Annotated in this window: 9 protein-coding genes; 1 reads left to right on the top strand and 8 read right to left on the bottom strand. The window is 53.8% G+C overall.

Going from position 1 to position 12,993, the window contains the following annotated elements; genetic code table 11:
- Positions 1-223 precede the first annotated feature (223 nt).
- The 6 genes from WDN47_04530 to ligA form a co-directional block, all read right to left on the bottom strand.
- Positions 224-340: a KGG domain-containing protein gene (locus WDN47_04530; GenBank protein ID MEJ0021811.1), complete on the bottom strand. Its 117-nt coding sequence runs from the start codon at positions 338-340 to the stop codon at positions 224-226.
- A gap of 197 nt (positions 341-537) precedes the next feature.
- Positions 538-702: a KGG domain-containing protein gene (locus WDN47_04525; GenBank protein MEJ0021810.1), complete on the bottom strand. Its 165-nt coding sequence runs from the start codon at positions 700-702 to the stop codon at positions 538-540.
- Positions 703-812: 110 nt separating this feature from the next.
- On the bottom strand, positions 813-962 hold the full coding sequence (locus tag WDN47_04520; protein MEJ0021809.1) for a hypothetical protein: 150 nt from the start codon (positions 960-962) through the stop codon (positions 813-815).
- Complete coding sequence (locus WDN47_04515) at positions 962-1,102, bottom strand: hypothetical protein (protein MEJ0021808.1); 141 nt, start codon at positions 1,100-1,102, stop codon at positions 962-964. The genes WDN47_04520 and WDN47_04515 overlap by 1 nt, the downstream gene beginning before the upstream one ends.
- A gap of 53 nt (positions 1,103-1,155) precedes the next feature.
- A complete protein-coding gene (locus tag WDN47_04510; GenBank protein ID MEJ0021807.1) occupies positions 1,156-1,509 on the bottom strand; it encodes a helix-turn-helix domain-containing protein in 354 nt (117 codons plus the stop codon).
- Between the two features lie 43 nt (positions 1,510-1,552).
- Entirely contained in the window at positions 1,553-3,556 is a 2,004-nt protein-coding gene (ligA, locus tag WDN47_04505; GenBank protein ID MEJ0021806.1) for an NAD-dependent DNA ligase LigA, read from the bottom strand.
- A gap of 69 nt (positions 3,557-3,625) precedes the next feature.
- Here ligA and WDN47_04500 point away from each other — a divergent pair, with 69 nt between their 5' ends.
- Positions 3,626-4,204, top strand: coding sequence for a LysM peptidoglycan-binding domain-containing protein (locus WDN47_04500; protein ID MEJ0021805.1), 579 nt, complete (start codon positions 3,626-3,628; stop codon positions 4,202-4,204).
- A 69-nt stretch (positions 4,205-4,273) separates the two neighbouring features.
- Here the strand turns inward: WDN47_04500 and WDN47_04495 are convergent, their stop codons facing one another.
- Entirely contained in the window at positions 4,274-5,035 is a 762-nt protein-coding gene (locus WDN47_04495) for a hypothetical protein (GenBank protein ID MEJ0021804.1), read from the bottom strand.
- 63 nt (positions 5,036-5,098) lie between these two features.
- A complete protein-coding gene (locus WDN47_04490; protein MEJ0021803.1) occupies positions 5,099-12,982 on the bottom strand; it encodes a type II secretion system protein in 7,884 nt (2,627 codons plus the stop codon).
- Between the last annotated feature and the right edge of the window lie 11 nt (positions 12,983-12,993).

The raw sequence follows: 12,993 nt of genomic DNA, 5'->3' as shown, positions 1-12,993 counted from the left end.
AGCACAAGCCGTCAGAGCCTGAATGCGTGGAAGGTACCTGACAGTTCGCGCATCCGACTTCAACTTTGATCGTACCAGTTCTACTGAGCTCGCTTGCTCCTGTTCGGTTGGTTCTGGAAAAAGAGGCGGAGAGTTCTCCGCCAGCACACTGAGCCGTCCACGGCCGCCGCGACTGAGTCGTCCTCCTTTGCGGCCGGCATCTCGCGCCTCATCGGAGTTCCATTCAAACGCAGTGCCCTTCTCGTGCGCCGCGCGGTCCGCCCTTGCTGCCGAGCTCGCGCCGCCTTTCCACTGACAGAGATGCAAACCCCCGAGGGTTTTTGCGGTCTTGCTGGTCCATGCATCCTCCTCAAAAAATTGCTCAAATTACTGGCATGATAATACAATTTAACCTCTTGAACAATCTGCTTTGGCAAAAAAAAGCGCCGCAAATGCTCGCAAACGCTGTTGGAGAGTCATCATTTGACTGCTCTTTATTCTATTGATGGATCTGGAATGGCGCTGCGGGCTGATCAAGTCGTCCACGGCCGCCGCGGCTTACTTGTCCGCCTTGCGGCCAGCGTTACGCGCCGCCTCGGCGTCCCATTCGTAAGCCTTGCCTTTCTCGTGAGCAGAACGTCCGCCTTTGCTGGCGATCCTGCGCTGTTTTTCTGGATCCATGGAAGCAAATCCTCGGCGGTCCGTACGGTCTTCCTTACCCATATGCCCTCCCTAAAAATCGAAGCTTCACAAATTACTGGCATGATAATACAATTTAACCCCTTAAACAACCTGCTTTGCAAAAAGAAAAGCGCGGCAACTTGCTTGCAACGCTATTTGGGCTGAGACCAGTAGAATTCATCGGACACACTGGCGAGCGGTTTTCTTGAGGTAGGCGCATCATGCTTCCTTGCCGCTTCGACGACGCGTAAAAGTTTAGGGCCCCGGATCTCGGCCATGAACTTTTCAGGATCTTCGGGCATTACGACCAGGAAGGTTTTGTCAGCGTCAGACACGGTCCAGTTAAGCTTGCCGGAGCGATGAGTTCGGATAATTCACGCAGGGATACGCCAAAGATCCGGGCGGCGTCTTCACGAGTTGCCAAGTTCGAAGGATCGCTCATCCGCCTCCTCCTTTGCTTCAAAAATTTTGAGCCTTGGACAAAAAGAATCTCGCTCAAAACAGTTTTTTGTACTCTTGCCGCAAAGCGATGACCGATGCCGTAGTGATCTGGAGTTTTTTCCCTTTTTTCTTGCCGTAAAGCTTGCCGTCAGCCAGGCGGTTATGGATCGTACGGACGGACAAGCCCAGAAAATCCACGACTTCGCGAACGGTCATAGTACTCTTGACCGGTGGCGGCTTGTTGGCAAAAAGCCGGCCGTAAAACTTGCTTTTGAGCAGAGCTGCACGCAAAGCATCTTCCGAAGTCTTCCAAATGTGCGCGCGGCCAAGTTTTTGTGAAACCCGGCCTCCCTTGCGGGCGATCCGTTTTCGCTGCTTGGGGCATAAAGAAGCCAAGTATTCCTCCACTTCAGTTGTTCAGGACCTGCGGTTGATAAACTTATAATATAAATCAATCTCTTCCCAAAAGCTTTAAGAACTCTTTTTCATTAATTATTTTAACACTCAGCTTTTCGGCTTTGTCGGCTTTGCTCCCGGGGCTGTCGCCCACCACCACGTAATCAGTATTTTTTGAAACTGAACCGACCCAATCGCCGCCGGCTGTGCGCACAGCTTCTTTCGCCTCATCCCGGCTCATGGAATCAAGGCTTCCTGTGACGACAACTGACTTTCCGGTCAGAGGCGTATTTTTTATTTTAATCGTTTCAATTTTAATTCCGGCTTTGATCAAATTTTTCACCAGATCCTTATTGGCTTTGCTGGCAAACCAGCTAAATACACTTTCTGCCACGACTTCCCCGATGTTTGATATTGCATTAATTTCTTCTTTGGCCGCGTTCATGATCTTTTCAACTGAACCGAACCGCTGGGCCAGATCAAAGGCTGTTTCTTCGCCCACATGCGGGATTCCCAGAGCATAAATAAATTTAGGCAATGTGATCTTTTTGTGAGCTTGAATTGAAGCGACAATATTCTCAGCGCTCTTTTCACCAAATCGCTCCAGCGACTGGATATCTTCTTTTTTTAAATAAAACAGATCCACGACATCAGAGATCAATCCCTCATCTTTGAATCGCTTCAAAATTTTCGGCCCGACCGTGTAAATATCAAAAGCTGAGACAAAATGCTCCATGGCCCGCAAGTTCTTGGTCGGGCATTTGGGGTTTTCGCAAAAATAATCAGCGCTCTCCTCTTTCCCGCCGATAACACGGCGGACTGCGGCACTTTTACAAACCGGGCAGTGCTTGGGCATGACAAACTTTTTCTCCCTGCCGGTGCGCATCTTTGGCAAAACCTGGACAACTTCGGGAATGACGTCTCCCGCCCGCTGGATGACCGCAGTATCTCCTATGCGGACATCTTTTCTCCGGATTTCATCCTCATTATGCAATGTGGCCCGGGAAACCGTGGTTCCCGACACGAACACCGGGCGAAGTTTGGCCACAGGAGTTAATTTGCCGGTGCGGCCGACCTGCACAAAAATATCCTCAACGATTGTCGTGACCTGTTCGGGCGCGAATTTGTATGCGATCATGCCGCGTGGCGCTTTCCCCACCGCTCCCAATCGGTTGAACAGACTGAGGTCATTGACCGAAACAACAATGCCGTCGATCCCGAACGGCAGGCTGTCGCGGACCTTATCTATCTCTTTGTAAAATTTAAAGACCTCGTCCAAATTTTTGGCGAGCTTTTGGTGCTTGCTGGCTTTGAATCCCAATTTTTTCAATTCCGCATGAACATGCTCATGAGTCTTCTGCGCGAAGTCAGTGACGATATCATAAGCAAAAAACTGAAGCTTGCGCGTTGATGTGATCTTGGGGTCGAGCTGGCGGATGGAACCGGCAGCTGCATTGCGCGTATTCGCGTACAAAGGCTTGTCCTCTTTCTCCTGCTGCTTGTTCAGATCCTCCCAAACCTGTTTGGTCATGATCGTCTCGCCGCGTACTTCAAGATCTTTTTTGACGGGCAGTTCCAAAGGGATGGATTGGATGGTTTTGATGTTCTCCGTGACATTCTCGCCGACAAATCCATCCCCGCGCGTGGCGGCAATGGCCAGCTCGCCGCTCTCGTAACGCAGACTGATGGCCAGTCCGTCGAATTTCAGCTCGCAAAAATAGTCAAACTTCTCTTCAGGCAGGATCTTCTTGATACGGATCTCCCAATCCCTGACCTCGTCTGCCGAAAATGCATCATTTAAGGACAGCATCCGCTGTTTGTGCCTGACTTTTTCAAACTTATCCAAAGCCACTCCCCCGATCCGTTGGGTCGGCGAATTTTTCAGTTTGAACTGTGGATATTTACTCTCAAGCGCAATCAGCTCCTGGGTCAGGGAGTCATAAATCTCATCAGTGACAGTCGGGTCATCCTCCACATGGTAGCGGAATCGGAGCGTATTTATCTGATTTGCAAGCTTTATGATGCGTTTCTTGATATCCTGATCGTTGATCTTTGACATAGTGTTTTTAATATCGTAAAATTGGGGTAAGTTTGATTACGTAAATTTGAAATACAAAAACGAGAGAGAATGAAATACATTAAACCCCACTTATCACCCGAGCTGAGAGCTCAGATCACCCCGCAGAAGCGGCGGGATGTGAAATTGACCGCAGCCGGGGTATTTTTTTTAGTCGCAAGCATTCTGCTCATAGTCAACCTTTGGCCGAAAAAGGACATCTCTCCCGTAGTTAATAATAAATCAACCGCGCCAATTGCACAATCAACTGCTGACCCGGCAATTACCGACCAAAAACAGGTCCTGGGTGCCGCCACTCATCAGGATCCTGAGCCGCAGTTCACCCAATATGCCGTAAAGAACGGCGATACTCTGTTCAACATCAGCCAGCAGTATAATGTCCGCTGGGACTCGATCGCCCAGATCAACAATTTGGCCGAACCATACGTTCTGCACGCCGGGCAAACTCTGAAGATCCCCCAAGATACCACTAGTAAGGTCCCTAATAAAATTTATACGATCAAAAACGGCGATACGCTGGCAAGCATTGCCAAGCAGTTCAACATTACGGTTGATGACATTATTGCAGTAAACCCAAATCTGCAGAATTCGGATTTAATTACCGTGGGTCAGGTGATCAAGCTTCCCTAACAGGCAGAATATAGAATTTAAAAATATAATAACAAAACCGCCCGTTGAGGGCGGTTTTCATAATTCTGCTTATTGCGGCTGCGGCACGGTAATATTGATCCTGCGGCTGAATAATTCTGAGTTTGAGGTATCGCAATCAGCCACGGCAGTTCTGGCGGCACAGCCTCCCGAATTGATTGTCGGGAAATTCGGCATGCCCTGATTGGTATTCAAGTTCACGGTCGCATCACTGACGGACAACAAAGTCACTTTCATCCGTCCTTCAGAGCCTGGCGCTACGCTAATAATATTAATTACCTGCGTTGCACCGGGTGGTACCGTTACCCCGGCAACCGGAGTGGCGCTTTGATCTATGCGCACGATATTTACGGAAACATTGTTAGTTCCTGATTGGTCAATGACCGTCAAATTAGTATAGGGATAAGCCAGCAGGTCCATATCGCCGTTGATATTACCCGGATCATATAGATAAAAAATAAAAGGGACATTGGCTTGCAGTTTTATGACTGCACTGCCGTACGTTTTGCACAAAGTATCAAAAGAACCGTTGCTTAAGGTTAGCGGGGTTTGACCGGTGGCGCAATTTACCAGAGATGAAGCTGGTAAACGTTTGATCGCCCATAAGCCTTCTTCGCCGCCTGACTCCGCAGCTGAGATCGCAGGTTCCGTGGCTATCACGGCTCTGGATGCTCGCAATTCCTGAATGGCGAAAGCCGCAACCGACAAACTGATCAAAGCCAAACCCGACATGACCAAAACCGAGATCAGCAGGGTAACACCTTCTTGGCTTCTTTTTGGTTGAATTTTCCTAAAAGTCAAATCTAGCTTCATATATAACAATATTATATCAGTTATGGAGTAAAATACCGAATAATGATTGTATCCGGAACAAGATTAAGGGAATGTTATAAGAACTGCTCCGGCTCCGCCCGCTCCGCCCGTCGTACTAGTTTGATATCCCGCAGCGCCTGCTCCGCCTCCTCCATACAGACCGTTTCCTCCGGTTCCCCCATACCAACCTGCTCCTCCCCCGCCCGCGCCTACTCCCGTTGCGCTCGTTCCATTCACCGCGTTTGCAGGGGTACTAGCAGTGCCGCCTCCAACACCAGGAGACGAAGTACTGAATCCTGCCGCAGATATTACCGCATTCGAGCCCGAAACATCCACAGCTTGACCGCCTGTACTTCCGGCATTGCCTCCTGCGGTACCAATGCCGCCGCCTATTGCGCCGCCGTATCCTCCCCCTCCTTCGCCAGTTACACCTTGACCGGCTGCGCCAGCTGCACCGCTAGGGCTGAAACTTCCACCCGTACCGCCGACTCCCGTATTGCAGCCGCCCGCCCCGCCGCCATTTCCGGTGATGGTTACTCCGCCTACTGTCACAGTAGTATTTCCGCCGGCCGTACCGGTCGAACCGCCGGCGCAGCCGGAACCCCCTGTACCTGCGCTGCCCAAACTATAAGAAACAGTCGCCCCAGGAGATACAGTAAAAGCACTATAGGCTACTCCTCCCGCTCCACCACCGCTACCAGTTGAGGCATCTGCGGGTCCGGCTCCTCCTGCCCCACCGCCGCCGCCGATTGCCCATGTTTGTATACTTGTAACTCCAGCAGGAACCGTCCAAGAGGAGCCTGAGGTCAGCAAAAATGCACTAGGACTAGGATTATACCGGATAATAACAATTCCGGAACCGCCGGCAGCTCCAAGTCCTGATGAGCTTCCGCCCGCGCCTCCTCCGCCGCCGGTGTTGGGTGTAGCGCTGGTACCGTTTCCAGCGGCTCCGCCCGCGCCTCCTCCGCCGCCTCCGCCAAGACCGGGAGTGCCGCTTACAATGCCTCCTCCACCGCCGCCGGCATAGAAGATAGCTGAGCCGGAAATGGAACTCGAAAAACCCGCGCCGCCGGTTCCGCCAACAGTAGCACTGCCGGCTCCTCCAGCAGTACCACCTCCTCCACCACCACCGCCGCCGTAAGTAGAAGTAGTGGAACCCAATCCGCCATTGTTACCCTGACCCGAGGTACCGGTTCCCGCAACTCCGTTATAATCGCCGCCGCCGCCGGAACCGCCGTTTCCGGGAGCAACTCCATAAGTAGCGCCGCCGCCGCCGCCGGTAGCAGTGATAGATGCAAATACTGAATTAGAACCGTTCGCTCCAGAGCTGGCACCTCCTGCCCCGCCGCCGCCGATTGTTACAGTGTAGGGTTGAGCAGTAACTGCCAGCGTGCCGGTTTGCACTCCTCCCCCGCCTCCGCCGCCGCCGCCCGTGCCGCCGCTGCCGCTGCCTCCTGCGCCTCCGCCGCCGACTATCAGATATTGAATCGACCCGGAACCGCTGGGCGTGAAAGTCCCACTCGACGTAAAGGTATGGATCTCATTGAAGCCAGAACTTGTAATAGTGCCACCTGTGGCGAATGCTGCCGGGGCATCAACTCTGATCTTTGCCGGCTCAAATCCGGTATTGCCAGAATTGTCATAAACATGCAGGCCATAGACCACAGACCCCGCGGCATTATCAAGCATAGAGCTGCTCCATGGGCCATCCGAGCCAGCCGGAGCATTGACTGAGTTTACCGGAGTTGCTCCGAAGTTACAGCCGGCAGTGCTGCCCGCAGGATTGCAGTTGCTGACATCATAGACAGCTTTCCAGAGGTCAGCTTTCAGAAGATGCGATCCTCCGGCATCAGTGGCTGTGAAAGTTGCGGTAACTGCGTTTGAACCATTTCTCGGCTGCACATCAAAGGCTGAAACGACCGGAGGAGTGGCTTCTAGAACCGGTATAAGATAACGAATAATAACAATGCCGCTGCCGCCGGAACCGCTGCCGCCGCCGCCGCCTCCTCCTGTATTGGCGGTCCCATTTGTTCCGGCGCCGCCGAGGCCGCCCGCTCCGCCGCCGCCGGCGCCGCCAGGACCCGAAGTACCGCTTGAGACATTACCTCCGCCGCCGCCGGCATAGAAGACAGTTGCGCCGGAAATGGTACTCGAAGCACCGGCTCCGCCGGTTCCGCCAACAGAAGCGCTGCCGGCTCCTCCAACAGCACCCGCGCCGCCGCCGCCGCCGGCTCCGTAAGGAGAATTAGTAGTACCTGATCCGCCATTGTTACCCTGACCGGACGTACCATTTCCAACGGAATAGGTATAAGAGCCGCCACCACCCGACCCGCCACTTGCAGCAGCAGAACCATAAGTGCCACCGCCACCGCCACCGAGAGCAGTGATAGATCCAAATACAGAATTAGAACCATTCGCGCCGACGCTCGCACCTCCTCCGCCGATTGTTACTGTGTAGGATTGAGGGCTAACTGCCAGCGAACCGTTACGCATGCCGCCGGCACCACCGCCGCCGCCGCCCGGATTGCCGGCACCACCGCCCGCTCCGCCGCCGCCGATCACAAGATAATCAACTGATGCGGGGGACGATCCAATAACCGTGAATGTACCGCTTGAGGTAAAAGTATGGATCGCATAAATACCAGAAGTTGTAATAGTGCCGCCTGTGGCGAATGCCGCATGACCGTCAACTTTGATCTTTGCGGGCTCAAATCCGGTATTGCCTGAATTGTCATATACATGGAGGCCATAGACCAAAGACCCGACGGCATAATCATGCAAGGTGCCGTTCCATGGGCCATCCGAGGCGGGCGGAGCATTGACTGAATCTACCGGAGATGCACCGAAATTACATCCGGCAGTACTGCCCGCAGGATTGCAAACACTGGCATCATAAGGAGCTCTCCAGAGGTCAGCTTTCTGTAGATGCGAGCCTCCGGCATCAGTGGCTGTGAACGTTGCAGTAGCTAAATTTGAACCGCTTCTCGGCTGCACATCGAAAGCTGAAACGACCGGGGCAATGCCCTCCACTACAGGTGAAATATAACGAATAATAACTACGCCGCTGCCGCCGGCACCGCTGCCTGAACCGCCGCCGCCGCCCGTGTTGGGGGTCGCATTTGTTCCGTTACTAGCGCCGCTTCCGCCAGCTCCCCCGCCGCCTGAGCCGCCAGGACCAGGAGGACCGCTTGAGATACTGCCCCCGCCGCCGCCGCCATAGAAGACAGGCGAACCCGTGATAGAACTTGCAATACCGGCTCCGCCGGCACCGCCGTTTGTATTGCTGCCGGCTCCGCCACTGCCGCTAACCCCGCCGCCGCCGCCGCCGCCGTATGGCGAGTCAGTACTACCCGCTCCGCCATCATGCCCTTGACCTGCCGTACCCGTTCCAGCAGTACAGTTATAAGAGCCGCCTCCGCCTGAAGCGCCATTTGTAGCATTATTACAATAATTACCGCCGCCGCCGCCGCCGAGAGCTGTGATAGCTCCAAATACTGTATTGGAGCCCTTGGGGCCTACGGCCGCTCCTCCTCCGGCACCGCCGGCACCAATTGTTATAGGGTAGGCTTGAGCAGTAACGGCCATGGAACCGCTGAACACGCCACCGGCTCCGCCGCCGCCGCCGCCAACACCGCCGCCCGCACCACCGGCTCCGCCGCCGCCGACCACAAGATAATCAATTGTCCCGGAACCGCTAACCGTAAATGTACCGCTGGTTGTGAATGTCGCAGTCGTAACTCCGCCTGAGGTTGTAATGGTACCGCCGGAGGCTGATAATCCGAATGCATCAACTTTGATCTTTGCAGGCTCAAGACCAAAGTTTCCCGCATTGTCATAGACTTGAATGCCATAGATATAAGATGCGGCCGGAGGAATTTCAGAAAACATTGCCGGCGGTGATGATCCGGCGTTCCAAGTATCTGCAGCCGCTGGAGCGGTGATAGTTGATGCAACAGACCATACACAACCGGTATTGACCGTGGTTGTACAAGTGGAAGCGTCGTAAACCGCTCTCATTAGATTTGCTTTCTGCAGATGCGAGCCTCCGCTATCAGTGGCAGTGAATGTGGCAGTAACAGAACTTGATGCTGTCCTGGGTTGTACGTCAAAAGCAGATACTACAGGAAGCGTCGTATCCGGGGTTGTAAGAAAACTGATGATCACAATACCGCTGCCTCCTGCGCCGCCGGCAAGCCCATTCGAGCCTGAACCGCCGCCTCCGCCTGTGCCGGCAGTTCCGGGCGACCCGGCAGAAACTTTTCCTCCGACGCCGCCGCCGCCAAGGCCGCCGGCGCTTGCAGATCCTGCAGCATTGGTTGAGCCGCCGCCGCCGCCGCCGGCATAGTAGACAGACGTACCGGTGATGGAATTTGCAAGACCAATTCCCCCATTTCCGCCATTTGTGCTAGAGCCGGCTCCTCCAACCGCACCTGCGCCTCCGCCGCCTCCGCCGCCGGAGGCAGGAGCAGTAGTAGAGGCAAGACCGCCATTGTTCCCCTGGCCGGCTGTGCCTAATCCGACTGTATCACCCCATTCCGCTCCGCCACCCGAACCGCCATTAGAAGCTTTCGGATCAGTCCAACCATTGCCGCCACCACCACCGATAGAGGTGATGGTTCCGAAACTTGAATTAGAACCATTTGGTGCATTGGCACGGACATTGGCAACGCCTCCAGCACCTCCGGCACCTACTGTGACAGAGTATGAACCTGGAGTCACACTATAATTCGCATTGTAATTATAACCGCCGGCTCCTCCTCCTCCGCCACCGCCACCGCTAGCACTGCCGCTGCCGCCTCCGCCTCCGCCCACCACCAGAACTTGGACACTTTGCGGAGATGCAACCGTAAACGTGCCGCTTATCGTAAACGTATATACGGTATAAAAACCGGAAGTTGTGACACCGTATGAGGTTGAGCTCACAAAGATCTTGGCAGGTTCCAGTCCAAAGTTTCCCGAATAGTCATAAACGTGCACGCCATAGATGTATGAGGTATCGGTGGGAGGAGTATCAGTCATGGTACCCGACCAGGAATCTAAGGAGGGATAATAAATCTTGGCATTAGAGATTGAATTATTACTGCCGCCTATGGATGTATCAAATAACAAGGGGTAAGTCGGCGATTGAACGCTGGTATAAAATACCGTCCCGTTCCTTGAATATTGGACTACGCCTCCTACAACTGCGATTCTGAATACATCCCCGACAGCATAAGTGCCTGTACTGCCTTTTTGTACTCCTTTTTCATAAACATAGAAAAAACTACTTTGTTGCAGCTTTATTCCAAAATCTATATCGGCATCACTCTGATCAGTATTTCCATTGCTTAATCCGCCGGCCATCAAGCCGGTACCGCTCGCGTAAGTGAATTCCACATAACCGCCATCAGTGCCGATGGTCTGGGTCGAAACAGCTCCTGCGTCATAGGTTCCATCCGTTCCGCCGGTTTTTGTCAGAGTGTTTCCTGTCGCAGTCGCATTTACCGCGCTTGTCCATACAACATTATTGGCGGGAATGGTTGTGTTTGCCGCAACAGCCCAATCATTGCAGCCGGAATTATCCGAAATCGTGCAGTTGGTTCGGGCAGTAGCGCGCCAAAGCTCGGCATTCTTCAGATGCGAGCCTCCGGAATCAGTGGCCGTAAATGTGGCGGTAACTGAACCTGAAGTAGTTCTGGGCTGAACGTCAAACGCTGTGACGACAGGCGGGGTAACTTCGCCGACCATTATCTTCGTCTGCTGGAATCCTGTGTTTCCCGCATTGTCATGGACACGCAGTCCGTAAACTTCGGCAATATTGGCCGGAGGAGTATCGGTAAGATTTCCGGTCCAGGAATCTGAGACTGTTGAGGCTATCTTGGCATTAGCGATTGAACTATTAAGTTCTTTTATGGATGTATCAAATAACAAGGGGTAAGTCGGCGATTGAACGCTGGTATAAAATACCGTCCCGTTCCTCGAATATTGGACTACGCCTCCTACAACTGCGATTCTGAATACATCCCCGACAACATAAGAGCCGGCAGAGCCTTTAGGCACTCCATTTTCCTCAGCATAGAAAAAATTACTTTGCTGCAGCTTTATTCCAAAATCTATATCGGCAACACTCTGGTCAGTATTTCCATTGCTTAATCCCCCATCCACAAAGCCGCCAAAACCGCTGCCGTTGTAAGTGAATTCCACATAACCGTCACCGGAGTCGATGGTCCGAGTCGAAACGGCTCCCGCATCATTGGTACCGACCGCTCCGCCGGTTTTTGTCAGAGTATTTCCGGTAGCAGTCGTATTTACCAAACTTGTCCATACAACGTCGCTCACGGCGACTTCGCTTTCCACAGCAGCCCAATCATTACAGCCGGAGTCATCTGTAGTCGTGCAGTTGGATCGGGCAGTGGCCCGCCAAAGCTCAGCATCCTTCAGATGCGAGCCTCCAGAGTCAGTGGTTGTGAAAGTTGCGGTAACCGCGCCTGAAGTAAATTTTGGCTGAACATCAAAAGCTGTGACAACCGGAGGAGTAATATCGGGATTTGTCAGATAGCGAATGAGTACAACGCCATTGCCGCCAGTGCCGCCGCCGCTGCAGGTAGGATTAGGAACGGTATTGATGCGGCCTCCTCCTCCGCCGCCGCCGCCTGTACCGTTGATGCCATTGCCGCCGCCGCCGCCGGTACCGCCAGTGCCGCCGCCGCCAACTCCTCCGGTACCGCCAGATCCGTTGGCACTATTAGCACCACCACCGCCGCCGCCGCCGTAGTAAACAGTCGCGCCGGTGATATCGGAAGGTATTCCAGCGCCACCGATGCCGGCTGCAGCAGTCCAACCACCACCAACCGCCGTAGCACCGCCGCCGCCGCCGCCAAAAGGAGGATTGTTTGAGTTCATGCCGTCATGTCCTTGGTTAGGTGTTCCAAGCCCGGCAGTGGCAGCACCATTGCCTGCGCCGCCCCCGCCGCCTGAGCCGCCATTGAGACCGCTGGTACCATAACTGCCGCCGCCGCCGCCGGCGATAGCAGTGAGACCATGAAAACTCGAGTTTGACCCTGAGCTACCAGTGTCTCCAGAAATTAGACAACTGCCTGTGGCACCTGTGCCCCCGCCGCCCACAATTATAGGGTAGGTACCCGCCGCAATTGACATCTGTCCTGTAATCACTCCTCCGGCACCACCACCGGCGCCGTCAGCTTGTCCGCCGCCGCCGCCGCCGGCAACTATCAGGTATTGAATCGTCCCTGCGCTGAAAACCGTAAGTGTGTCGCTTGTACTAAAAGTACGGACAGTATTTGAACCACTGGTACTGACAGCGCCGCCGGTGGCGAATCCTGAAGCCGGAGTCGGGTAAGTAGGGGTGGTATAGAGAGGAGTGGTATAACCTGCGCCAAACACCCGGAGCGGATATTGCCTTGTAGCAAACGAGTCCTGCAGGCTCATGGTCACGGTGTCTTTGGCCGCAGTTCCGTAGTTTGACTGCAGATCCAGGACCACTGTCACATGAGGCTGATCGTTAGCGCTCTTGGCCGGTGTATAGGGATCGGTTGTGGGCTGGATATAAAACAGCAGATTGGTAACCTTTGTGCCGCTGGAATTCATATTAGCGTTGGCCCCGCCTTTGTTTATGAGCATGTTCGTTCCGCTCAAAAAAAAGTGCTCAACTACGTTGGCCTGGTTCTGGATATATAAGTCACTGGTGCCGGAAACCGTGCTTGATGCGTAACTTGGGTAATTGATGGTCCCGTTGCGGACCTCTTTGGCTAAGAACTCCATGATGAACCGGGCGTCCTGGGCCACGGCTCTCTGCGCCCGGCTTTTGCGGTCCAGCTGGATGGTTGATATATATACACCCAGAATTGAAGTCACGACAAAAGCGAACACAGCCGTGGCGACTACCGCTTCGATCAGGGTAAAGCCTGAATCAGATCTCAGGTTACGGGTTATAGGTTTTAGATTCATAGCGCTTTCAG

Source organism: Candidatus Doudnabacteria bacterium (assembly GCA_037200925.1).
GTDB lineage: Bacteria > Patescibacteriota > Doudnabacteria > UBA920 > O2-02-FULL-48-8 > JBDTSL01.
Note: the sequence above shows the minus strand (reverse complement) of the source record. Positions and strands in the feature narration are given on the sequence as shown.